General features: G+C 31.3%; 24 protein-coding genes. 5 read left to right on the top strand and 19 right to left on the bottom strand.

The genetic code is table 11. The features are described from left to right. Complete coding sequence (locus tag ACQ654_RS20450) at positions 1 to 1,086, bottom strand: glycosyltransferase (protein ID WP_430412200.1); 1,086 nt, start codon at positions 1,084 to 1,086, stop codon at positions 1 to 3. A gap of 40 nt (positions 1,087 to 1,126) precedes the next feature. On the opposite strand from ACQ654_RS20450, the gene ACQ654_RS20445 reads away from it, so the two are divergent. After that, on the top strand, positions 1,127 to 2,281 hold the full coding sequence (locus ACQ654_RS20445) for a glycosyltransferase (protein ID WP_430412199.1): 1,155 nt from the start codon (positions 1,127 to 1,129) through the stop codon (positions 2,279 to 2,281). A 42-nt stretch (positions 2,282 to 2,323) separates the two neighbouring features. Here ACQ654_RS20445 and ACQ654_RS20440 read toward each other — a convergent pair whose 3' ends face one another. Beyond that, entirely contained in the window at positions 2,324 to 2,779 is a 456-nt protein-coding gene (locus ACQ654_RS20440; protein ID WP_430412198.1) for a tRNA (cytidine(34)-2'-O)-methyltransferase, read from the bottom strand. After that, the gene (locus ACQ654_RS20435; RefSeq protein ID WP_430412197.1) at positions 2,779 to 3,327 is read right to left on the bottom strand and encodes a CIA30 family protein; all 549 of its coding nucleotides are present in this window, start codon (positions 3,325 to 3,327) and stop codon (positions 2,779 to 2,781) included. Before ACQ654_RS20435 ends, ACQ654_RS20440 begins: the two co-directional genes overlap by 1 nt. Positions 3,328 to 3,813: 486 nt before the next feature. On the opposite strand from ACQ654_RS20435, the gene ACQ654_RS20430 reads away from it, so the two are divergent. Together ACQ654_RS20430 and ACQ654_RS20425 are read left to right on the top strand one after the other, a co-directional pair. Then, entirely contained in the window at positions 3,814 to 4,317 is a 504-nt protein-coding gene (locus ACQ654_RS20430) for a Dps family protein (protein WP_430412196.1), read from the top strand. Between the two features lie 125 nt (positions 4,318 to 4,442). Beyond that, positions 4,443 to 4,967, top strand: a complete 525-nt coding sequence (locus ACQ654_RS20425; RefSeq protein ID WP_430412195.1) for a hypothetical protein — start codon at positions 4,443 to 4,445, stop codon at positions 4,965 to 4,967. 67 nt (positions 4,968 to 5,034) lie between these two features. Here ACQ654_RS20425 and ACQ654_RS20420 read toward each other — a convergent pair whose 3' ends face one another. The 9 genes from ACQ654_RS20420 to typA all read right to left on the bottom strand — a co-directional run bounded on the left by ACQ654_RS20420 (position 5,035) and on the right by typA (position 14,771). After that, positions 5,035 to 5,598 (bottom strand): acyltransferase, encoded by a 564-nt coding sequence (locus tag ACQ654_RS20420; protein WP_430412194.1) that lies wholly within the window; start codon positions 5,596 to 5,598, stop codon positions 5,035 to 5,037. Between the two features lie 28 nt (positions 5,599 to 5,626). After that, a complete protein-coding gene (locus tag ACQ654_RS20415; RefSeq protein ID WP_430412193.1) occupies positions 5,627 to 6,928 on the bottom strand; it encodes an O-antigen translocase in 1,302 nt (433 codons plus the stop codon). After that, positions 6,925 to 8,028 carry a DegT/DnrJ/EryC1/StrS family aminotransferase gene (locus ACQ654_RS20410; RefSeq protein WP_430412192.1) on the bottom strand — a complete coding sequence of 368 codons (1,104 nt, stop codon included), beginning with the start codon at positions 8,026 to 8,028 and terminating at the stop codon, positions 6,925 to 6,927. The genes ACQ654_RS20415 and ACQ654_RS20410 overlap by 4 nt, the downstream gene beginning before the upstream one ends. Beyond that, the gene (locus tag ACQ654_RS20405; protein WP_430412191.1) at positions 8,025 to 8,867 is read right to left on the bottom strand and encodes a FemAB family protein; all 843 of its coding nucleotides are present in this window, start codon (positions 8,865 to 8,867) and stop codon (positions 8,025 to 8,027) included. Before ACQ654_RS20405 ends, ACQ654_RS20410 begins: the two co-directional genes overlap by 4 nt. Before the next feature lie 306 nt (positions 8,868 to 9,173). Continuing rightward, on the bottom strand, positions 9,174 to 10,649 hold the full coding sequence (locus tag ACQ654_RS20400) for a sulfatase-like hydrolase/transferase (RefSeq protein WP_430412190.1): 1,476 nt from the start codon (positions 10,647 to 10,649) through the stop codon (positions 9,174 to 9,176). After that, the gene (locus ACQ654_RS20395) at positions 10,642 to 12,030 is read right to left on the bottom strand and encodes a class I SAM-dependent methyltransferase (RefSeq protein ID WP_430412189.1); all 1,389 of its coding nucleotides are present in this window, start codon (positions 12,028 to 12,030) and stop codon (positions 10,642 to 10,644) included. Before ACQ654_RS20395 ends, ACQ654_RS20400 begins: the two co-directional genes overlap by 8 nt. Then, positions 12,020 to 12,232, bottom strand: a complete 213-nt coding sequence (locus ACQ654_RS20390; RefSeq protein WP_430412188.1) for a hypothetical protein — start codon at positions 12,230 to 12,232, stop codon at positions 12,020 to 12,022. Before ACQ654_RS20390 ends, ACQ654_RS20395 begins: the two co-directional genes overlap by 11 nt. 274 nt (positions 12,233 to 12,506) lie before the next feature. Further along, positions 12,507 to 12,746 carry a uroporphyrinogen decarboxylase gene (locus ACQ654_RS20385; RefSeq protein WP_430412187.1) on the bottom strand — a complete coding sequence of 80 codons (240 nt, stop codon included), beginning with the start codon at positions 12,744 to 12,746 and terminating at the stop codon, positions 12,507 to 12,509. Positions 12,747 to 12,971: 225 nt separating this feature from the next. Next, positions 12,972 to 14,771, bottom strand: coding sequence for a translational GTPase TypA (typA, locus tag ACQ654_RS20380; protein ID WP_430412186.1), 1,800 nt, complete (start codon positions 14,769 to 14,771; stop codon positions 12,972 to 12,974). 259 nt (positions 14,772 to 15,030) lie between these two features. On the opposite strand from typA, the gene ACQ654_RS20375 reads away from it, so the two are divergent. Then, positions 15,031 to 15,255 carry a hypothetical protein gene (locus ACQ654_RS20375; RefSeq protein WP_430412185.1) on the top strand — a complete coding sequence of 75 codons (225 nt, stop codon included), beginning with the start codon at positions 15,031 to 15,033 and terminating at the stop codon, positions 15,253 to 15,255. Positions 15,256 to 15,360: 105 nt separating this feature from the next. Next, positions 15,361 to 16,179: a 3-deoxy-8-phosphooctulonate synthase gene (kdsA, locus tag ACQ654_RS20370; protein ID WP_430412184.1), complete on the top strand. Its 819-nt coding sequence runs from the start codon at positions 15,361 to 15,363 to the stop codon at positions 16,177 to 16,179. 49 nt (positions 16,180 to 16,228) lie between these two features. Here the strand turns inward: kdsA and ACQ654_RS20365 are convergent, their stop codons facing one another. From ACQ654_RS20365 to ACQ654_RS20335, 7 genes are all read right to left on the bottom strand, one after another. Further along, positions 16,229 to 16,576: a DUF1801 domain-containing protein gene (locus tag ACQ654_RS20365; protein WP_430412183.1), complete on the bottom strand. Its 348-nt coding sequence runs from the start codon at positions 16,574 to 16,576 to the stop codon at positions 16,229 to 16,231. A gap of 107 nt (positions 16,577 to 16,683) precedes the next feature. Continuing rightward, positions 16,684 to 16,986, bottom strand: a complete 303-nt coding sequence (locus tag ACQ654_RS20360) for a hypothetical protein (protein ID WP_430412182.1) — start codon at positions 16,984 to 16,986, stop codon at positions 16,684 to 16,686. 100 nt (positions 16,987 to 17,086) lie between these two features. Next, a complete protein-coding gene (locus ACQ654_RS20355; RefSeq protein ID WP_430412181.1) occupies positions 17,087 to 18,850 on the bottom strand; it encodes a tetratricopeptide repeat protein in 1,764 nt (587 codons plus the stop codon). A 416-nt stretch (positions 18,851 to 19,266) separates the two neighbouring features. After that, entirely contained in the window at positions 19,267 to 19,512 is a 246-nt protein-coding gene (locus ACQ654_RS20350) for a hypothetical protein (RefSeq protein WP_430412180.1), read from the bottom strand. 201 nt (positions 19,513 to 19,713) lie between these two features. Beyond that, on the bottom strand, positions 19,714 to 19,932 hold the full coding sequence (locus ACQ654_RS20345; RefSeq protein WP_430412179.1) for a hypothetical protein: 219 nt from the start codon (positions 19,930 to 19,932) through the stop codon (positions 19,714 to 19,716). A 171-nt stretch (positions 19,933 to 20,103) separates the two neighbouring features. After that, positions 20,104 to 20,352 (bottom strand): hypothetical protein, encoded by a 249-nt coding sequence (locus ACQ654_RS20340; RefSeq protein ID WP_430412178.1) that lies wholly within the window; start codon positions 20,350 to 20,352, stop codon positions 20,104 to 20,106. 93 nt (positions 20,353 to 20,445) lie between these two features. Continuing rightward, the gene (locus ACQ654_RS20335) at positions 20,446 to 22,251 is read right to left on the bottom strand and encodes a helix-turn-helix domain-containing protein (protein WP_430412177.1); all 1,806 of its coding nucleotides are present in this window, start codon (positions 22,249 to 22,251) and stop codon (positions 20,446 to 20,448) included. Between the last annotated feature and the right edge of the window lie 40 nt (positions 22,252 to 22,291).

Raw genomic sequence — 22,291 nt, 5'->3', positions numbered from 1 at the left:
TTAGGTATTTATGAGGTGAATCCATTGCTGGATTATTGGTTTTTCAGTGAATTTTTTCATGGAAGATACTGTATTTTGTTTACATTTTGTATACAATTCCAAATTTTCGACCAACAGTATCATTGCATCTTTTAACTTCACAAAGTTTTGATCTTCAACAAGCAAACCATTGATCTTATCTTCAATTATTTCACTCGGTCCAGATTTACAATCAAATGAAATTACAGGCGTTTGTTGTTTCAATGCTTCTATTAAAACCATTGGAAACCCTTCTACCCTACTTGATAACACTAAATATTTTGCATTTTTAACATATTCGGACACATTTTCAACAAATCCCATGAGTTTTACATGGCTCGTTAGTGCCAATTTTTCAATTAAATGTTGCAACAATTCTTTATCATTTCCATCACCCAAAATTAATAATTGTATGTTTTTTTCTGCCAAGTTGGAAGCTTTGTAGGTTTCTATTAAACGATCAAACTGTTTAATATCGTTTTCCAATCGTCCAACCGCGACAATGTAATTTTCTGGAAATGTTGTAGTTGTTGCCTGCGTTTTTTCAGTTGCAACACTGTAATTTGGAATGTGAACTGTATTTGTAAATCCGTATTCTTCAATTAGTTTTTCTTCAATTCCTTTCGAAACGGCAACAATTGCTTTTGTATTGTTATAGGTTTTTTTAAAAAAATCACCTTTTGGAATGTGCCATGAAGTTTCAAAACTATGAATCATCATAATCATTTTTTCAGATTGAAATACAAAACGATGTAACAAACGTTCCATAAACGTTCTACTACGAATTCGAAAGTCAATATAAACAGTTGCATTACACGCAGTATATGCTTTTTTAAATGCGAAAAACTTACGAACTTGTTTGATGATTTTTATAGGAGATTCACGAAGTCCCAAATTGTACAATTTGCCTTTGTACGAATAGGTAATTTCATCTTTTAAACAAATAATAGCAACGTCGAATCCTGCTTTATAGAGTGAATTGGAGAAACCAGCTGCTTGCTTTTCCGAACCACCTATACTTAAACTATCGACAATTATACATATTTTCTTTTTAGAATTTTGCTGCATAAAGTTTTCCTACTATCTTTCCCGCAAATATACTGTTATTATGCGAATATTATTGGTTGGAGAATACAGTAGATTTCACAACTCACTTAAAGAAGGTCTACAAAAATTGCATCATGACGTTACGTTAGTTGGTCGTGCTGACAGTTTTAAAAATTACCCAATTGATATTTCACTTGATGTTACTTTTTTCAATAAAAAACTTCCCAATATTTTTCGTCAATTTGTGTATCGCATATGCAAAATAGATATTGCTTTTTTAGAAGTTGCGTATCGTTTTTATAAACATCGTAAAGCATTTCAAAATTACGATGCTGTACAATTGATTAATGAGTTTCCATTTGCTACAACTCCATTTATAGAACGAAAGTTGTTGAAATACATTTTTAAACATAATAAAAACGTTTTTTTATCTTCTTGTGGTGATGATTTTCATTATTTGAATTACATCTTAAAAGCCGATCTTCCATATCATATTTTAACGCCATATGTGAATGATAATAAAGCAAAAAAGAGTTTTAAATATTCATTGCAATATTTGTCAAAACCACATGAAAAATTACATCATTTTGTAATTAAAAATAGCAAAGGTATAATTCCTGCAAATTTTGATTATGATATGGCTTATTGCAAACATTCAAAAGCATTGCCGTTTGTTCCTTTTCCTATAAATGTTGATATTTTGCCATTTAAAGAACTTACACACAAAGGAAAGGTAATAATTTTTCATGGTGTAAATAAGGTGAATTATTTAAAGAAAGGAAACGATATTATTGAAAAAGCATTGACAATTATTGCCGAAAAATATCCTGAAAAAGCCGTTGTAAAAACTGCGTATAGTTTGCCATATGATGAATATATACAAACGTATGATGAAGCGCATATTATTATGGATCAAGTATATGGATACGATCAAGGTTATAATGCTTTGGAAGCGATGGCAAAGGGAAAAGTAGTCTTTTCTGGAGCTGAAACTGCATTTCAAGAATTTTACAAACTTGATACAACTGTTGTATTAAATGCAACTCCAAATGTGGACGATTTGGTTGAAAAACTAAGTTTCTTGATTGAAAATCCTACTGAAATGATTCAAATTGGAAAAAATGCACGTGCATTTGTAGAAAGGTTTCATGAGTATGAAAGTGTTGCAAAACAATATCTGGAACGTTGGTGCTTCAACTCCGCTGAGCATACTTAGATTTCTACTAATTTTCAAGTTTTACATTTTAAAATTTAAGATTTAAGATTTCAACTGTCTAATTCCTTCAAATACAACAATACTTACGGCATTTGCTAAGTTGAGACTTCTTATGTGCTCGCTAAACATTGGAATTGTGTACAATTGATCTGGATATTTTATAGTAATTTCTTTTGGCAAACCAACCGATTCTTTTCCGAAAACTAAAAATAAATCGTCTTCATACGGAATTTTATCATAGGTTTTTGTTCCATGACTGGATAAATACACCATTTTTTTTGCTAAATTTTTCTCGTAAAATTCTTCTATATTTTCATAGATATAAACAGACAAGTGTTGCCAATAATCCAAACCTGCACGTTTGAGTCGTGCATCTGTAATTTCAAATCCGAAAGGTTTTACTAAATGTAAGTTGGCACCTGAAGCCAAACTGAGTCTACCTATATTACCTGTATTTGTTGGAATTTCAGGTTCTATAAGTACAATATTGTATGCCATTATTTAAATGCTATATAATCAATTTCTATTTTAAAATCGCCTGCTTTTTTCTCGTTTGTTACAAATCCTAAACGAAGTATTTTTTCAAGCTCCTTTTTTGTTGGCGTTCCCGATTTTTTTCTTCCCACACTATATTTTACAAATTCTGAGAATAAAATTTCTGCTTTTACCCATTTCCAATCGGTAGCTGGCAAATTACGTTTGTAATATGGTAAAAACCAACGTTTGTCCATTTCTAACGTCATTGCCATTGTGTAATCTTTTGAACGGTATTTTACAATGATTTTTGTGTAGCTAGACAAATCCATTTCGTAAAAAGGACTTTTATAGGATGAAAAACCTCCATTATTTCGCAAAGAAACCGTTCCGTTAAAAGACACGCAATCATCTAACATAAATGCTTTTCCTTTAGAAAGTCCGCCCATAACACCATCATTAATAATTTCCCAACGTCCACCATCTTTGTTTTCTCCAAAATCAACTTTTCTTTTTTGGGCAAAAGCAATTTGTGTAAAGATTAGTAAGAAGATCAATAAAAATCTTTTCATTTCTTTTTTAGTTAAAGATACAAAGATTTGAAAAATATCGAAAGTTTATTACTTGGAGACATTTTTCAGTATAAATGTTAAAAAAAGTCCAAATAAGTGTAAAAACATCAATTCTCAAATTTTAATATTTTTTGATGTTTTACACGATTTTCTCTAATATTTATACAATTTCCACATCTAAAATCGCCAAAAAGACCCTTTTTTTGAATTTTTTTCAACAAAACTGATTTTTCAACAGAATTACACATGTTAAAATTTTAACATACTATAGCAAAAATTAACACTTTTTATGTTAATTTTTATTTTCTGATGTTAAGTACTGTTAAATCACTTGACATTTTTTATCCTGCCGCTATATTGGAAGTGTGATTAAAACAAATTACAATTGAAACACGACAATTTATTTTTTGAAGATTCAAACCTTGCTAAATTAAAAAGAGTGTTCAAAAAAAAACAAATATTAATTTAAAATACAGAGAATAAAACATGAACTATTTAAACATGAGTGATGAGAAATTAGTACCGGTGGTGGTTGAGTTAAATACGTTGTTAGCAGACTATCATGTTTATTACCAGAAACTAAGAAGTTTCCATTGGAATATTTTAGGTAAAAATTTCTTTGATTTGCACAACAAATTTGAAGAATTATACGGAAATGCACAGAAAAAAATTGATGAAATTGCTGAGCGTATTTTGACTTTAAAATATCATCCTATTAGTAAAATGACTGATTATTTAGAAATTTCTAAAATTAAAGAATCAAGTCCATTATTAACTGATGAGGAAATGGTAAATATCATCATAAGTGATCATACATTATTATTATCACAGATGAAAGTTGTGATTTCACATGCAAATCAAGCTGGAGATGAAGGAACAATTGACTTATTAGGAGCCTATGTACGAGAGCTTGAGAAATCGAGTTGGATGTTGAATGCTTGGTCAAAGAAAACGACAGCACAATTGAACAAATCAATGGTCAATGCCTAATTATTAAATTATAAAAAATTCAACTTTGAAGCATTAAATTTTAATGTGAATTAGTTTCAAATAACTGCTTAAAACACTATCGCAGTATATCAAAGTATAGTGCTAATTTTTAAATACACAAACAAATGAAAAATTATATCAAATTATTAGTCCCCGTTATGCTACTATCAACTCCAATCGCTTTTGCACAAAGCAATAATATCGATGATGAAGTTGTAAGAGAGAATGTAGCCAAATATCAAATCGTAGAATTAGAGTTAGAAGACGATGTACGAATTATGCAGGAAACAAAAGCAATTTATCCTGTAGTATTTGATGAAAGTGACGAAAATAAAGTGAACCAAGATCGAATTTTAGTAGATCCAAGTTTAGAAACTACTTTTAAATTAGATGTCGATAGAGATTATGATTATGAACGAGAGATCACTATCAATTACGTAAGACCAGAAAACTTTAACTATGATTTTATGTTAACCGAAGAAGGATTAAAAGTTTGGTTAGATGATGATGGAATGATGGTAAAAGAGATCCATATGATCGATAAAAACAACAAGAAGAAGAAAGTAAACATGTTAACTACAAAAGGAATGTATAACATTATTTTAAATAATGGCGAAACATACGAAATTGAAGTTAAAGACATGAAATAATATATCGCAGCCTGAATTACATTTATGCTACGCCCAAAACCATTTCGATACTATCGGAATGGTTTTTTTATGTAATTGTACTAATAATTTTGGCAGGAACACCAGCAATAACAACATTGTCGGGAAAACTTTTTGTTACAACAGCCGCACTACCAACAACTACATTTTTGCCGAGTTTTACACCTTTCAAAATAGTAACATTGTTTCCGATAAATACATTTTCATCAATGAAAACTTCTTGTGGATCTGGATCTGTTTCATGGCGCTTCTCAATTGCTAAATTGTGAAACGAACTATCACTAATATGACAATTGTAACCAATTACTGTATTTTTAGAAATCGTGATTTTTTTCTCTGAAGTAATTACACATGAATTGTTGATGGCAACATGTTCACCAAAGCGAATTTCTGCATGTTTTCCACGTGCTTCCACATAACCGTAACCACTAAACAAATAAGGTGATTTGTAAATTCCGAAACTAGTATTCTGTCCAAAATGAATGGTTCCATCACCTTCTAGTAATAATGGTTGTACACAAATTGGGTTTCCTTTTTTATTCGCAATAGTGCTCAAAAATTTATATTTCCAAGTTTTCAACCGTAAAATAATATGTTTCAGAAATTGCTTCATTGTTTCAAAAATACACTTTTTCGTTTAGCTATACTTTTTCTGCATCATTTTTACCAAATAATGACTTTCTAAAGATGAAAGTCAATAGTACTAATGCAACAAAACTTCGCACGCAATGTGCCATTACAACACCTTCTATTCCAACTTCATTGGTAAAATAAATACTTAACGAATAGAATAATACCAACGACGTAATTTCAACAAAAAGATAATAACCCAACATTTTTTTTGCAAATAATTGATACGCAATTACCAATGATATTACCTTGAAAAAATCACCTAATAGTTGCCAAAAGAATAAACTTTCGGTTGGTAAAAAGTCTTCATTGTATATGAATTGAATGACCCAAATTCGTGCAACATAAATGATAATTAATCCAATTGTGAATATTGGCAGAATTGTTTTATAAAAATCAAAAACGATGGTTCGAAAACCTGTAACTGTTTTGTTTTCAGATAATTTAGGCAACACATACAACGTTAATAAAGACGTTACAAAGATGAGATATTGATTCGAGATTCGTTGCATTGCTTCCCAATAACCAGCTTCATCTTCACCAATGGTTTCTATAATATGATTTCGAACAAATACATAGATCATTGGAAAGATAAATGCCGAAACTGCCGCCATGAATGTATATGACAAATACTTTTTTGCATACGATTTTGAAAATGCTTTAACCGTAAATGTTGTTGGCAATAAAATTCGTTCTCTGTGTAATAATATCAAGCTGAAAATTAACAAGATTGAGGGCACAATACTTAACGAAATCAACGCACCATCTAATGCATATTTCCAGACTAAATACACGGTAAAAACCAAATTGATTAGGTAACCAATAATATTTAATATGATGAATTTTTTATACTTTTCAAATCCGTTAATGATTCCCAAACACAAAACATTTAGCGCATATAAAGGCAACACTAACGCTAGAATTTTAAAGATATAACTGAATTCTTTTCCTTTAAAAATCAGCTCGTTCCAATAGTTTGCTCCAAAAAATAAGAGTGTTGAAACCACCAGAGTTCCTGCAAAAATGATACACAAAGCCGTTGATAATACTTTTTGAAGTTCGGATACATCTTTTTTGTGTTCGGCAGTATATTTTATAATTCCGGCACTAATTCCAAACGTGGCAAGTGCATAAATTGTTTTTAGAAAATCGCGTAAATTTCCAACAGAAGCCATTCCCTTTGTGCCTACAAACTCTGCCAACGCTTTCGAAGTCAGCACACCAACAAGCACATTTAGTAGTATTGCAATACTATTGAAGGACGTAACTTTCAATAGTAAATTGTTTGCAATATGCTTTTTTATCTTGTTCAAGAGAATTGGTTTAATACAGCAATAATTCGGTCAATTTCTGAAGTTTTTAAGATTGGATTAATGGGTAAACTTAAACATTCATAATGAATTTTCTCCGTAATCGGAAAACGCAACTCATTCCACTCTTGATACGCTTCTTGCTTGTGTGGCGGCGTTTCGTAATGAATTAACGTTCCAATCTCGTTTTCAGTGAGATATGCTTGTAATTTTGCTCTGTTTTTTGTCCGAATCACAAATTGATGAAACACATGCGATTCATCATTTTGATAGTTTGGCAACGTAATTAGTGAATTTGTAATTTCGCTTACATAACGCTTTGCAATCTGTCTTCTAATTTCGTTATCAGCATCCAAATGTGGTAATTTTACACGTAAAAATGCTGCTTGAATTTCATCCAATCGATTGTTTACACCTTTGTACTGATTTATATATTTTGACGAACTTCCATAATTGCGCAATTTCGTTATTACTTCAGCCAATTCAGTATCGTTCGTAGTAACTGCTCCAGCTTCACCCAATGCACCTAAATTTTTTGTTGGATAAAAACTAAATCCTGCCGCATCACTTAAATTTCCAGCTTTTTGTCCGTTTATATTTTTTGCACCATGTGCTTGCGCGGCGTCTTCCATGACCAACAAATTGTGTTGTTTTGCCGTTTTGTGAATTTCGGACATCTCTACCAACTGTCCATATAAGTGAACTACCAATATTGCTTTGGTTTTTGGTGTAATTGCGGTTTCTATTTTTGTTGGATCAATATTGAAAGTTTCTAAATCGGGTTCAACTAGAACTGGTTTCAAACCAGCTTTTGTGATTCCTAAAATACTGGCAATGTATGTATTTGCAGGAACGATAACTTCGTCACCTTCTTGCAGTTTTCCTAAGATTTTATAAGCTTCTAAAATTAAAATTAACGCATCTAAACCATTACTTACACCAACGCAATGCTTTGTTCCACAATAAGTTGCATATGATTTTTCAAACGCTTTTACATTGTTTCCCAATACGTAATAACCAGAATCTAAGAACTTCTTGAATTCTTGTTGAAATTCAGTTTCAAATCGTGCATTGAGTGTCTGTAAATCGAGAAATTTTATCATGCAATCGGAATTTTATAAATGTCTTGTGTAAAACATACACAACCGAGTTCTTCTTTTTGCTTTAATAAGCCAGGATTGTACCCAAGTTCATTGTCTGCATCAACCGTGCCCATGCTAAAATAGTGCATTTCTTCGTCTTTGAATTTTTCAATCAAATACATGAATAAATATTCTAGCGCGCGCAACGATTCTCCTTTTACAGTTGTGGCGCCATATTGTGATTTGACTACTTTTTTATGTTTGAATATCGTGATTCCTGCCAAAATTTCTCCCTCTAATTTTACATTGTATTGTATGATGTTTGATGGGAATTCATTTTGCAATTTGGTGATTTCGGCTAACGAATGCACAGGTTTTGCGTTATATTTTGAATCTAATTTTGGTTGTAAAACGTCATTCCAAAATGTGGTAAAGTTTGAAGTTTCTTCTATTTCAAAACCAATACTTTTATTCTTTTCGTAATGTTTACGTTTCGTTTTATGAATGCGTAACGGTTTTGTGTAATCAATTGCTAAGACTAAATTTCGCGATTGCAATTCGCCTTTGATGGTTAAAAAATACAGCAATTCGCCCGTTTGTTTCGTGAAATATATTGGTGGAATTGCTTTTACAATGATTTCCTTAAACCCTTCATTTTTCGCGTAATCAATGAGTACTTCTAACAATTGATACACTTCATGCGCGCCACTATTTTTTGACACGATTAAACTACCAAATGTCAATCCTTGATGCGAATACAATACGTTTTCACGCTGATTTGCAGGAAACAAAGCAATTGGTTTGCCTTTCTTAAAAAGTATAAGCGAATGGTCTTCAAATCGGTCTTTATGATATTCCATAAAGTTTCGATAGAAGAGAAACGAACTGTTTTTTGCTTCCGTGACAAAATTATCCCAAAGCAATTGTTGTTCACTCGTATATTTGGTTAGTGTGTAAATTTTAGGTTTTGTTTAGAAAGAGTGAATTTACTAATTTTAATGTGAGTTTGGAATATGTATTTTAAAAATGTTTTTTGCTTCTTGTTCTTTTCTTTGTCTGCTCAAAGAAAATGAACCAAAAGATAAGGCACTTTTGTGAGGTGTTTATATTACTACACTGCATAAAAGAACAACTACAATTGAGCATTTTTATAAATAAAGTACTTATTAATCAATCTTCCTAAAAACCACATTTCCATCATTGTCAATGTATTCATATACGCCGCTTGGTGCGTTCTTTTTGATGATTGCATGACTTGTATCATCTTGAAAGTTTTCCAGCAACGCTTTGTTATCGCCTAAGTAGGTGAATAGTGTTCTGAACAGATTGACAGGAGTTTTGAGTTTTACATCGTAATCTGGAATTGCATTGTTTGGCCATTTAATCGCTAATGCCGCTGAAAATCCTGAGTAAATGAGTTTCTTATTTGTTTGCTTTTCAAAGAGTTCTTTGGTGTAATTGAACCCAACATAACCTCCATGATCTGCCGCAATAACAATAAGGCAATTTGGATCATTTTTGATGATAATAGCTGTGATTTCTTTTAACCATTCGTTCGCTGATTTTAGCTTTTCAAGATAGTTTTCTCGTTCAGTCTCTTTTCCTAACGCTTGATTTTTAAAGGTTGTAATGTGTCCTGGTGCAATTTTTTCAATGAAGTAAAAGTTACGTTTTCCTTTTTCGCGTTGAATGGTTTTTTCTAAAGGATCAATTAGTTTTTTGTTTTGTGAGAATGCGCCAAATCCAAACCATGGAACTTCATCCATAGAAAAATTACACGAATCATATTTTATTGCTGGTCGGTTTAATAACAAGTACGGATTCTCCATCAATAAGAACGTTTGATATCCGTTATTTTTCAAGGTTTTTATGACTGGATTTTCACCAGCAATCACTTTTCTAGCGCCAAATAATTGTTCGCCTTTGTAATGATGTTTCATCCCAAACATGGAACTATTTGATAATACCGTAGATGTGTAATTGCTTCGAAAGTTTTTATATAGTTTGAAGTTTTTATTTTCTAAATACGATTCAAATTCGCCATTTTCGAAGTTATACGGATTTTTTGCCAATTCTGAAAAATTCACATAACCGTCTGGTTGAATGACATATATGTTTGGAAATTGATTGAATTTTGTTTCTACAATTGCATCAGGTTGTGTGAGCCATTTGTCCGAATCAAAAGTTGCTCTATAGATGGTTGGCAATAAGCATATAAGCGCTATAAATGCCATAATGAACTGAATGATGATGATTTTTTTGTATTGTTTTCTGAGTAGAATCGCGAGAAGCGAAAAACCAATTATATAGGCTAAAATGATTTTTCGTTGATGAAAACCATAGATTCTTCCAATGAAGTATAAACCAAAAAATGCCGCATTTAAGATTGGTAAAACGTATTGTTGAAGTTTCGTTAGAAATTTTAATCGTTTTGCAATTTGCCAAGAAATCGTAAAAACTACTATTGGCAATAAAATGTATGCACAGAAAATAACGACAAATTGAAATGCTGAATTAACCAACATGAAGTTGGAATGATATACATAAATAAACGAATATAATCCTGCGGCAATCGCAAAAACGATTGGATATTCTTTGTTGTTCGCAACAAATTCTTCTATGTGTTTTCGAAGTTTAGACACTCTTTTTTTTCTTGAATAGGTATAGTACACGTTCTGAATCTGAGATTATTTTTTTGTCAATCAACTCAAAATGTGCTGCATAGGTTTTTTCAAAGTTTTCCAGATTGTAATGTCCAAATTGATCTTTGAATTCTGCTTTTGCGTTTAGTAAACGTGTTGCATACGAATCGTTTCGTTTTGGAAATTCAATGATTAAATGTTGTGAGAAAGATGCAAAAAACGCTGCCGAATTTTCAAAAGGCACATTTCCTGTTAATGATAAATGATGAATTAACGCTAATGCTAAAACTGCATCGGGTTTGAATTCTTGTACGCGTTGTATAAACGAGAAACGTTCTGTGTTTTGAAATCCAATTGCGGCTGACGGATTGAGCAAATCAATTACAAATGGCAACATGTTGGATTCCTTATTTTTCTTGACAGCATAGTGATTTTGATCCACAGCATTGTTGTCTATATCACCTACTAAAGCAAGTTCTATTTCGGAAGTAATTTGACGTACAAATGTTCCGTCGTTTCCACCAACATCAATTACTTTTTTAGCATTTAGATTTTGAATCCAATCGTTTATGATACTTGATTTTTGCGTAAATGCATTGTCAGAATAGTTTGTTTTTTGGTAGTAATTTCCCCATTCCGATTGTTCTTTGAGTTGCAGTTTTTTGATGTAATTGTATAAACTGTCTATAATGTTAAATAGTCCTTTTTTGGACAATGAAGCTTGCTTGCTTGCCCTTACATCTTCTTCTTGATGCTTGTTTTCATAGTTTGCCAATAAGTGAATGTTGGTATATAAAAACGGATTGAGTTTTGTTGTTGTTGGCAATAAAGAAGCAATCATTTTTAGCGGCATTCCATCAATGAAGTTTGACATCGTTTTTAAGAATGTTGCGCCATGATATTTTGCCAGCAATAAAGGTCCTAAAAAGTGTGTTATGAATTGCTTGTACGCTCGCCAAGGCGTATTTTCTTGATAAAAATCTAGCGAAAGCGTATCTATAAAGATGGCATTTCCGTTGTGAAAAGCAATGTTATATGCTGTAGCATCTTTGAGTGAAAAACCATTTTGTAACGCGTATTTCTGAAGTTTTAATGTCAGTAAAGCCGCTTCTTTGTATTGCTGAAAACTCCATTCGTACGGATACGTTATAAACGGAATTTGTTCAGGTTGAATACAGATTTTCGTTTCAGATTTTTCTATTTCTTCATGCGGAATTAATAGCTTGTGCTGAAATGCTTTTTTGAAAAAACCAGCTTCTTTTAGCTTGTTGTATTGTGGAAAATAACTCGGAAATATAACGCGTTTGATTACATTATTTTCAACAAACACATGTCCGCTAGGATCACGATATGAAGAAGCATGTCGTGAATTATTTGTCATCTTTCGATGGTTTTTCTATCTGAGAATCATCTATATCAATATCATCAAATACATCTTCATCAGACGTATTTTTATGCAAACCGAAGATGGCTTTTATTTTATACATGGCATTTTTAGAAAACAAGACAACTCCAGCTACGACTGCAACTATTGCCTGAATCAACATAGCTCCTAATCCAGCATCAAAATAAAGAAAGTGCATAATTTGATATTTCGGTAAAGATAGAAAATTGAAGTTTAATAATTTGAAGTTCTAAAAAGAGTTTTGTTAGTATCTATTTAGTAACGTTCATTTTTGTCTTGACACAAAAATTCTGAATCAAGTTCAGCACAGGCTATCAAAAAAAGTCAAGATGATCTATAGGAAATTGCTTTGCAACATTTACTCATGCGCTTCATGCTTAAAGTTTTGCTTAGCACTTGCACTTTTTGCTCATTATTTCTTAAGATCATACTTAAAAACTAATAGGAACATATTATTTTTTACGCGCTGTCAGGTGATAGATATTAATTCCTAAGATGGCAAAGTTGGTAATGATAATTGGCAAACCAACACGTAATGTAGGCATTAGAAAACCATACACAACAAATAGTAAACAGCCTATTGAATTGATCATTCGTAAGTTTTTTAAATCTTTCATTGTGAATGAAATTAATACTGCGAATGATGCTAAGTATCCTATCCATTCTGTTCCTGTAATTCCTAGTAATTCCATTTTTTTTGGTGTTTATTATTTGGTGTTGGCTCTTGGCTCTTGGCTCTTGGCTCTTGGCTCTTGGCTCTTGGCTCTTAAAATTGTTCCTTAGTATTTTAAGTTTTATATTTCTTTAACCTTAGTTCTAGAGAAAAAATCAACAATCGTAAATCGTGTTTAATCGTACATAAAAAAAGGCTTCACTACTTGCGTAATGAAACCTTTTTTATAGTGTAATTTTATATTTTAGATGATTTTGTTACGCTTTCTTTCTACTTCTGTTAAGTGTACTTTTCGTAAACGTAAGAAGTTTGGTGTTACTTCTACATATTCATCTTTTTGAATGTATTCTAATGCTTCTTCTAATGAGAACTTGATTGCAGGAACAATTTTTGCTTTGTCATCTGCTCCTGAAGAACGTACGTTTGATAGTTTTTTCGTTTTGGTAACGTTTACTGTCATGTCGTCTCTACGAGAGTTTTCTCCAATTACTTGTCCTTCGTATATATCTTCTCCTGGATCAACAAAGAACTTTCCTCTGTCTTGTAATTTATCAATAGAATACGGAATTGCAGTTCCTTTTTCCATAGATACTAATGAACCATTTTGACGTTCTGGAATTCCACCACGTAATGGTTGGTATTCTTTGTATCTGTGTGCCATGATTGCTTCTCCAGCAGTTGCTGTTAACAATTGGTTACGCAATCCGATGATTCCTCTTGATGGAATTAAGAATTCGCATACCATACGATCTCCTTTTGCTTCCATGCTTAGCATCTCACCTTTACGAAGTGATACCATTTCAATTGCTTTTCCAGAAACGTGTTCTGGCAAATCGATTGTTAATTCTTCTATTGGCTCACATTTTACACCATCAATTTCTTTGATAATTACCTGTGGTTGCCCAATTTGCAATTCGTATCCTTCTCTACGCATTGTTTCAATTAGTACGGATAAGTGTAATACACCTCTACCAAATACGATGAATTTGTCTGCGCTGTCTGTTTCGTTTACACGTAAAGCTAAGTTTTTCTCTAGCTCTTTCATTAAACGATCTTTGATATGACGTGATGTTACAAATTTTCCGTCTTTTCCGAAGAAAGGCGAATCATTAATTGTAAATAACATACTCATCGTTGGCTCATCAATAGCAATTGTTTTTAATCCTTCCGGATTTTCTAAATCTGCAATTGTATCTCCAATTTCAAATCCTTCTAAACCAACTATTGCACAAATATCTCCCACTTGAACTTCTGTCGTTTTCTTACGTCCAAGTCCTTCAAATGTGAATAATTCTTTGATTTTTGTTTTGATGATTGTTTTATCACGTTTTACCAATGCAACTTGCATTCCTTCTGCGAGTGTTCCTCTTTGTAAGCGACCGATAGCAATACGTCCTGTAAATGAAGAAAAATCTAAAGATGTGATTAACATTTGTGTTGTTCCTTCTTCAAATTCTGGTGATGGAATGTGCTCCATAACCATGTCAAGTAAAGGCTCAATATTTTCTGTTTCATTTTTCCAATCGTCAGACATCCAGTTGTTCTTAGCTGAACCGTATACTGTTGGGAAATCTAATTGCCATTCTTCAGCACCTAATTCGAACATTAAGTCGAATACTTTTTCGTGTACTTCGTCTGGCGTACAGTTTTCTTTGTCTACTTTGTTTACAACTACACAAGGTTTTAATCCTAAATCAATTGCTTTTTGAAGTACAAAACGCGTTTGCGGCATTGGTCCTTCAAAGGCATCAACTAAAAGTAAAACTCCGTCAGCCATATTTAATACACGTTCTACTTCTCCTCCGAAATCGGCGTGACCAGGTGTATCAATGATATTAATTTTTGTTCCTTTGTAATTTACAGAAACGTTTTTAGAGGTAATCGTAATTCCACGCTCACGTTCTAAATCGTTGTTATCAAGAATTAAATCTCCTGTATTTTCATTTTCACGAAATAGTTGACAGTGATACATTATCTTATCTACTAACGTTGTTTTCCCGTGATCTACGTGTGCAATAATTGCAATATTTTTTATTGAAGCCATTGTTACCTCTTATTTTTAAGCGTGCAAATGTACTGTTTATTTGTTAGAGAATGTAACTTTCCTCGTTTTTTTAAGTTATCTTTCTGTTAATTAATCTTTTATAAAATTTATTTACTATTCTTTTTTTAGCAGATTTACGCCATATTTCATGTATCTATGTTTTCATCATACTATATCTATTGTATTCCCGTAAGGCGTTAGTTTTCAGATTTTTTACTTTTAAGTATTCTATTTTAATCATAAAAAACACCTACCATCCATGTTAAATAGTATCTTAAAAATTAACGGAATAAAAGAATTGAGTAAGACTCAACAACAAAACACTTTAGGAGGTTTTATAGGGAATTGTTCTGGCTATAATGGTCCAGTTTGCTTTGGTCCAGTCCAAGGTTGTGGAAGTTGCGCTCATTATAATTCTTTACCTATTGAATATCAAGCATGTGCTTTGGTACATGTAAGCTGTGAAGAGTTTGATCCACTATAGAAAACAAACGAACTTTTGCATGCTTTTCAATTACTTATGCTACAAGAAGTAGATTTCCTTTTTGCTTTTGAAATTTACAGTATCTTTGTGCAAAATTTATAATTTATGCAACTGAGTTCTATTCCAAAAATAAAACATACTGATTCAAATAACTTTTTTTTACTTGCTGGCCCATGTGCTATTGAAAGTGAAGATATGGCTTTACGCATTGCTGAAAAAGTTGTTAAAATTACAGATGATTTAGCGATTCCGTATGTATTTAAAGGAAGCTTTAAGAAGGCGAATCGTAGTAGAATTGATAGTTTTACTGGAATTGGAGATGAAAATGCTTTAAAGATACTTAGAAAGGTTTCTGAGACATTTGATGTTCCAACGGTAACAGACATTCATGAAGTTTCGGACGCAGCAAAAGCTGCAGCATATGTAGATGTGTTACAGATTCCTGCTTTTTTAGTACGCCAAACTGATTTAGTTGTTGCGGCAGCGGAAACAGGTAAAGTAGTGAATTTGAAAAAAGGACAATTTATGAGTCCTGAAAGTATGCAACATGCCGTTCGAAAGGTACATGACTCTGGAAACGAAAATGCTTGGATTACCGATCGTGGAACTATGTTTGGATATCAAGATATGATTGTTGATTTTCGCGGAATTCCAACTATGAAACAGTTTGCACCAACCGTTTTAGACGTAACACATTCGTTACAACAACCAAACCAATCTAGTGGTGTTACAGGCGGAAGACCTGATATGATTGAAACTATTGCGCGTGCTGGTGTCGTGAATAATGTTGACGGATTGTTTATTGAAACACATTTTGATCCTGCAAATGCAAAGAGTGATGGCGCTAATATGTTACATTTAGATCATTTGAAAGGTTTGCTGAGTAATTTGGTAAAGATTCGTAAAACGATTAATTCTCTTTAGACGACTTAGGTTTCTAACTGATTAGATTATTAAATATATACAAAAGCTGTTAGTAGAAACTAGCGGCTTTTTTTAGTACTTCCTTCAATACATTGTCATTGATATCTTCAATTGTTTCATAGCGAAGTGAAGCAATTTTTTTTCGACTTTCTGTGATTAGATATTCTGTATGTATTTGAATTTCTTGTCCTTTCATGATACCGATATCAACATATTTTTTTTTGTGACTTGCGTTAAAGAAGCAAAATGGCTTCCCTTTTAAATAATAAAAAGGAATTCGGTATTTGTATTTTAGTTCTATGTCTGGAAACGTATATTCTATGAGTACTTGCAGTTGTAATAAGATTGTTTTGTACGGTTCTGGTTGTTGTAGGATGTAGTTTTCTGCAGGATTCATTTTTCAATATATAAAATCCGAAGATACTTTTTATTCTGAAATCAGTATGTATAAAAAAAGAGCTTTTATGTAAAAAGCTCTTTTTTTAGTTTTTATTTTTCTCTAAGCTAACATAACTTTATTGTTAAGCCACAATCAACTTTCGTTGGTAGGTCTCCGTAACAAAAAGCAGTTCCTGTAGTTTTAGAATTTGTAGGGCGCGAACATTCAGTAGGATCTTGAGATAAACATGCGTTATCTAATGTTGGATTTGGTATACATACCGTTGTCAAACACATAAACCCATCTACTGACACAATCTGCGTATCAGTATTTTGTAAGGTTCCACCTTTTAAAGTTCTAATTATACTGAAAGATACAACTGTTGTTTTTTGGAATTTTAATTTTGAGAGGAATTCTTTTTTTTTCATTTTTATATGGTTTTACTAAGTTACTCTCAAATATATATCCTGAGTATGATTTTACAGTAATTTATATCTAGAAATTCATAAATTACGAGTGCAAAAAAACTTATCCAATATTCTGATTATCAAGGTTTTTTATGAAATACGATGGATATAAACCTGTTTTATTTTTAAAAGCTCTTGAAAAGGATTCTGAACGGTTAAACCCTATTTCTTGTGCAATAGAATCAATTGTGTAAGATCGAAATTTTTTATCGTTCTTTAATCTTTTGACTGCATAGTTGACACGTAAATCTGTTATGTAAGCTGTAAACGATTTTCCTTTATGTGCATTTACTAATTTTGATAGATAAGACGTATTTGTTTTTAGTTTTTTGGCAACTTCATTTAGACTACAGTGCTTACTTAAGTATAGTTGTTTTACTTCGAAATTATCAAGTTTTTTTAAGAGTTTTGCTTTCGTTTCATCTATGATTTCAACTTCCTTTACTTCTGCTTGTACAATTTTCTTTGTCTCCGTTTTTTCAACTTCAATTTCAACTTCTTCTTTTTCATTTTCTATACTTTTGAGTAGTGCTTCAAATTTACGCTGGTTGTTTTTTTCTCGCTTTTTATAGAAAAAGATGATACTTAATACGGTTGTAAGCGCTATAAAAATACTTACGATTAATACGTTTTTTGTTCTTTTTGATGATTGTTCTGCGGCTAACAATTCATCTTTCAATGACTTTAAATCATATTTTTTAATAATATCCGCACTTATATTCCCTTGCCTTTTGTCATTTTCTTTATAGACTTCATTTGCTTTTTCGTAATATTTTAGACTGTTTTCAATATCATTTTTTTCTTTGTAAGATTTTGCTAAGAGCGCATACATTTCTTCTTGCTTGATAAAATCGAGTTTGTATTTTACTAATAGTTTTTCCGCTTTTAATAAGTATAGGATAGCATTATCAAACTTTTTTTCTTTGTAATATACTTCTCCTTTTTCGATGTATAACATTGGAATTTCATATTCAAGAGTATTTGTATTTTCACTTATACGCAATGACTTTTCAATAAGTTCATGTGCTTTTTCAAAATTGGTATCGTGCATGGCAATTTCTGCCAAAAACGAATAGAAGTAAAATTTTGATTCATCACTATTTAATTCTTCACTTAGCTCAAGACCTTTTTCACAAAATAGTTTTGCTTGCTTATATTCTCCAAGTCCGATATAGCCTTTTGTTAATGAAATGTATATATTTATATGTAGTGAATATGGTTTTTCGTTTTGAATTTCATCAAGTATTCCTTTTATTAATTCAATTCCTCCTTCATAATCATTTGTTTGCATTTTTATCAAACCAATATCATGAGAAATTACTTGTTGCCTCACTTTATCTTCAATCTTTTTGGCAACTTTTAAAGCTTCAAGATAATGTTCCATTGCTTCTTCATATCGACCAAAATCAAAATAGTATTTCCCTTTGTATTGCAAGGAATTTAGAATTAAATTATCATCTTTTAAAGATGCACCTATTGATAATGCTTTGTCAAGATTTGCAATGGATTTTTCTTGATTTAATGCTTGATTATACCAATATGCTAATGCAAAATGTCCCCAAAATTGCGCATATAGATTTTCCGAGTTAAGCATGTCATTTTCTATGTATTCAATGCTAAGATTCGCTTTTATAGAATCTTCTCTATATTGTTGTGTAAATAAACGTGCAAATTCTTTTGGCGGCAATTCTTTTAACGAGGCTTTAAACGCTGACTGATCAAAGCTTTGAATTGTATTTTGCCAGGTATTAATTGCATATGATTGTTGATTGTAGCTAAAAAAAATAATTAACAGTAGGAATACCATGTGTTTTTGGAGGCGCATGTACAGTTGTTTTCTTGGGTTTTGATGTGTTGTTACATAGGTGGTCTATCAAAAATAACGGTTTTCACGTATTTTTACTAGAGTTTCGCTTTCATTTTTAGGAAAACGTCATTATTTTGTTAGTAATCAAGCAAATAACGTTTCGTAACTAAACTCGTATTTTATAAATTGAGACAGGCTTTTTAAAAGTAATCATCTATATTTTTCTTTATTTTATAACATACACTTAGTTTTGTATGGTACAAAATAGGTGATTTTGCCTAAAAGTTGAATTTTAAAATTAAGAAAGAATGCAGATTATTGTGTATATTATTTTGAGGATTTTTTCTTAGAAACGCCTCTATGTTCAAAAGTTTGATAAAAAAACTCCCTAAGTATGATTTAGAGAGTTTTCGTGATTTTTATTTATTATGTTATTAACATTCTACAGAATTATTTAGGCAACTTACCAGACTTCTGTTAGTTTTAGTATCTCCTGTCCAACAATATTTTGTTTCTATTATTGAATCTGTTTTCGTGTAATTACATCCTGTATCACAAGATTCATCTGTATATGCACACGTATTGGTTTCTGTACGGCTATCAGTTCCACCAAAAACGCCATTTAAATTTGATATTTTAACCTTGTTCACAATCAATTTCAATCTTCTTTCTTTTGTCATGCTATAATTTTTAAAAATAGTTAATATTGTTTTTTAGACAATCAGAATATAAAGTTTGGATTTGGCAGTTTTATGAGCTTTCTTTTCAATCAACAAAAAACTTTTATTTTTTTACACCAAATTATACACTTTATTGCAGTAAATGAGCTGTAAATTTTTCTTAAACAATTTTCTGATTGGTCAAACTTAGATATTAGATAATTAACATTCTCTTGAATCAACACCAATACAATTTACTAAGCTTCTATTTGTTTTGGTATCTCCAGTCTTACAATCGACTCCAACAATTGTTTTTACTACAGTAGTAATAACACACGGCAAATCAACAGAACTTATAGGATCATTACCACCAAAGATATTATTCAATTTAGATATACTCACTTTTTTAACTTCCAGTTTCAATTTTCTCTCTTTTTTCATAATCGTATCTTTTAAATAGTTAATGCTATTTCAAATATAATAGAAAATAAAACTGACATTTTACGTAGCTAGTCGTAATTTATAAATCACGACTAACCAAGGTTTATTTTTAGTTTAAGATGAAAAGTAATTAGAGAAATTTTTCTAGAATAGTTGTAACAATTTATATAATTAACACTGAGCGGAAACAATACAATTTACCAAACTTCTATTCGTTTTTGTAGCTCCTGTTCCTGAATTTGGATCGTCACAGGTTAGATAATTTGTTGCTTGACAAACTAAATCTCCTGTTTGATCATCTACAGTGCAAAGTACAATTGATGCTACAGGAATATTTTCACCTGAACCACCATAAAGTGTATTTAGTTGTGATATTTTTACTTTGCTTATAATCAGTTTCTGTTTTCTTTCTTTTTTCATATCATTCAATTTTAATAATTAATGTGAATCAAATATAATAGAAAATAAAATTGATGATTGTGTGTGTTTGTCGTAATTTATAAATAACGATTATTAGGTTTTATTGTTTAGTTTTTTTTCAAGTTCTTTTATGAAATATGAAGGATACAATCCTGTTTTCACCTTGAACGATTTTGAGAAAGATTCGGAACGCTTGAAGCCAATTTCTTGTGCAATAGCACCTATCGTAAATGATCTAAATTTACGATCGTGTGACAAACGTTCAATGGCATAATCTACGCGTAAATCTGTAATGTACGACGTAAATGATTTTTCTTTGTGTGTATTGATAACTTTGGAAAGATAGGTTGTATTCGTTTGAATTTTTTTAGCAACTTCTACTAAGGTACTTTCGTTGCTTAGATATAATTCTTTTTCTTCAAATTCATCTAATTTTATTAAGATTTCTGCCATCTTCGGATCAATGTCAGTAGATTTTATTTTTGAAGTTTCTTTAGTTTCTGTGACTGCTTCTACTTTTTTATCGGGCTGCTTTACTTCAGTACGAAGGTTCCCTTTTTGACGTTTTTCTTCTAACTGACTCATTAGCGTTTCAAAACGTTGTTTGTTTTTTTGTTGTTGTTTTTTATTGAATATTAGTAAACCAATAATGACAATAATTAATAAAATTATACCTGAAATATAAAAGAGTTTTGTGCGTTGTGATTTTTGTTTTAATTCCTCTATTTCTTCTTTCAGTTCTGGAAGGTCATATTTTTCGATAAGATTTGTGTTTATTTCATCACGTTTCTTATCATTTTCATTACTTATTTGTTCTCCTTTATCATAATAGATTATAGCTTCATCTGTATTTCCAAGCTCTTTATATGATTTTGCCAAGAGATAATACATTTGTTGTAAACTCAAAATTTCAATATCGTATTCATTTTTGATTTCTTCAATTTTAAGAAGTTCATCTATAACTAATTGATACTTTCCTTCATCAAAATAAGCCTTTGCTCTATAAAATTTTAAGAATAACTCCAAGTTTTCGTGCCCCACACGATTTTCCATTATTTCTTCTGCTTCATCTAAAAGTTGATGGCATTTTTCATATTCTTTTTTATCCCTAGCAATTTCAGCAAAAGCTGATAAAAAATGTGCTTTATCAAGCGAATCGTATGGATCAACTTTTATTGCTGCGCCCTGTTCACAATAGCTAATTGCCGCATCAAAATCTTCAAGATATATATATGCTCCACAAAGATTTATGTATATATCTAATTTTTCATATGGATTTACTAAACTCGGTTCCTTTTTTATTTCTTCAATAATTCTAAGCAGTAATTCAATAGCACCAGCTCTATCTTTTGCTTGCATTTTTACCAAAGCAATATTACTTTCAACAAAGATTTCTCTTTTTTTATTTTTTTCGTTTTTAGCAATTGTCAATGCTTCATAATAAGATTCTAATGCTGACTCGTGATCAGCTTGGTAATAAGCGGCAACACCTTTACGCTGCAAGCCTAGGTATAATATACTGTCATTTTTTATATCTCTGGAAATTTTAATTCCTCTTTCTAGTAAGGCTAATGATCTATCAAAATTACCTAAGGTTTCTTCCCAAACTGCTAATGATATACATGCACCAGCAATTTCTTTTAGGTTTCCAAATTTTACGTATGCATTTTCAATGTGCTTAGCTATAATAACCGTCCTTAAAGAATCTAATTCTTGTAACTCATACATTTGTAGTACTAGAGGATAAAGTGATTTTCCTTCTAATGATTTTTTAAACGCAACCGTATCTATTTTTGTAGGTGTAGTAGCAGTATTTTGTGAACATACAGTGCTAGAAACGTAAGTCATAATGATACACAGAAAAAGTGTATGATACTTTTTAATGAGGGATACAGACATATATTTTTGTTGTGGTTCTTTTTTCCTGGGAATACCCAAA

This window comes from Kordia sp. (assembly GCF_965283645.1).
Lineage (GTDB): Bacteria > Bacteroidota > Bacteroidia > Flavobacteriales > Flavobacteriaceae > Kordia.
The sequence above is the reverse complement of the archived record's forward strand: the minus strand, read 5'-3'. Positions and strand labels throughout refer to the sequence as shown.

Excerpts from the sequence above, each read along its gene's own strand:
- ACQ654_RS20450 (WP_430412200.1), bottom strand. The coding sequence starts at position 1,086 with ATGCAGCAAAATTCTAAAAAGAAAATATGTATAATTGTCGATAGTTTA.
- ACQ654_RS20445 (WP_430412199.1), top strand. The coding sequence starts at position 1,127 with ATGCGAATATTATTGGTTGGAGAATACAGTAGATTTCACAACTCACTT.
- ACQ654_RS20440 (WP_430412198.1), bottom strand. The coding sequence starts at position 2,779 with ATGGCATACAATATTGTACTTATAGAACCTGAAATTCCAACAAATACA.
- ACQ654_RS20435 (WP_430412197.1), bottom strand. The coding sequence starts at position 3,327 with ATGAAAAGATTTTTATTGATCTTCTTACTAATCTTTACACAAATTGCT.
- ACQ654_RS20430 (WP_430412196.1), top strand. The coding sequence starts at position 3,814 with ATGAACTATTTAAACATGAGTGATGAGAAATTAGTACCGGTGGTGGTT.
- ACQ654_RS20425 (WP_430412195.1), top strand. The coding sequence starts at position 4,443 with ATGAAAAATTATATCAAATTATTAGTCCCCGTTATGCTACTATCAACT.
- ACQ654_RS20420 (WP_430412194.1), bottom strand. The coding sequence starts at position 5,598 with ATGAAGCAATTTCTGAAACATATTATTTTACGGTTGAAAACTTGGAAA.
- ACQ654_RS20410 (WP_430412192.1), bottom strand. The coding sequence starts at position 8,028 with ATGATAAAATTTCTCGATTTACAGACACTCAATGCACGATTTGAAACT.
- ACQ654_RS20405 (WP_430412191.1), bottom strand. The coding sequence starts at position 8,867 with ATGGAATATCATAAAGACCGATTTGAAGACCATTCGCTTATACTTTTT.
- ACQ654_RS20395 (WP_430412189.1), bottom strand. The coding sequence starts at position 12,030 with ATGACAAATAATTCACGACATGCTTCTTCATATCGTGATCCTAGCGGA.
- ACQ654_RS20390 (WP_430412188.1), bottom strand. The coding sequence starts at position 12,232 with ATGCACTTTCTTTATTTTGATGCTGGATTAGGAGCTATGTTGATTCAG.
- ACQ654_RS20385 (WP_430412187.1), bottom strand. The coding sequence starts at position 12,746 with ATGGAATTACTAGGAATTACAGGAACAGAATGGATAGGATACTTAGCA.
- typA (WP_430412186.1), bottom strand. The coding sequence starts at position 14,771 with ATGGCTTCAATAAAAAATATTGCAATTATTGCACACGTAGATCACGGG.
- ACQ654_RS20375 (WP_430412185.1), top strand. The coding sequence starts at position 15,031 with ATGTTAAATAGTATCTTAAAAATTAACGGAATAAAAGAATTGAGTAAG.
- kdsA (WP_430412184.1), top strand. The coding sequence starts at position 15,361 with ATGCAACTGAGTTCTATTCCAAAAATAAAACATACTGATTCAAATAAC.
- ACQ654_RS20365 (WP_430412183.1), bottom strand. The coding sequence starts at position 16,576 with ATGAATCCTGCAGAAAACTACATCCTACAACAACCAGAACCGTACAAA.
- ACQ654_RS20360 (WP_430412182.1), bottom strand. The coding sequence starts at position 16,986 with ATGAAAAAAAAAGAATTCCTCTCAAAATTAAAATTCCAAAAAACAACA.
- ACQ654_RS20355 (WP_430412181.1), bottom strand. The coding sequence starts at position 18,850 with ATGCGCCTCCAAAAACACATGGTATTCCTACTGTTAATTATTTTTTTT.
- ACQ654_RS20350 (WP_430412180.1), bottom strand. The coding sequence starts at position 19,512 with ATGACAAAAGAAAGAAGATTGAAATTGATTGTGAACAAGGTTAAAATA.
- ACQ654_RS20345 (WP_430412179.1), bottom strand. The coding sequence starts at position 19,932 with ATGAAAAAAGAGAGAAAATTGAAACTGGAAGTTAAAAAAGTGAGTATA.
- ACQ654_RS20340 (WP_430412178.1), bottom strand. The coding sequence starts at position 20,352 with ATGAAAAAAGAAAGAAAACAGAAACTGATTATAAGCAAAGTAAAAATA.
- ACQ654_RS20335 (WP_430412177.1), bottom strand. The coding sequence starts at position 22,251 with ATGTCTGTATCCCTCATTAAAAAGTATCATACACTTTTTCTGTGTATC.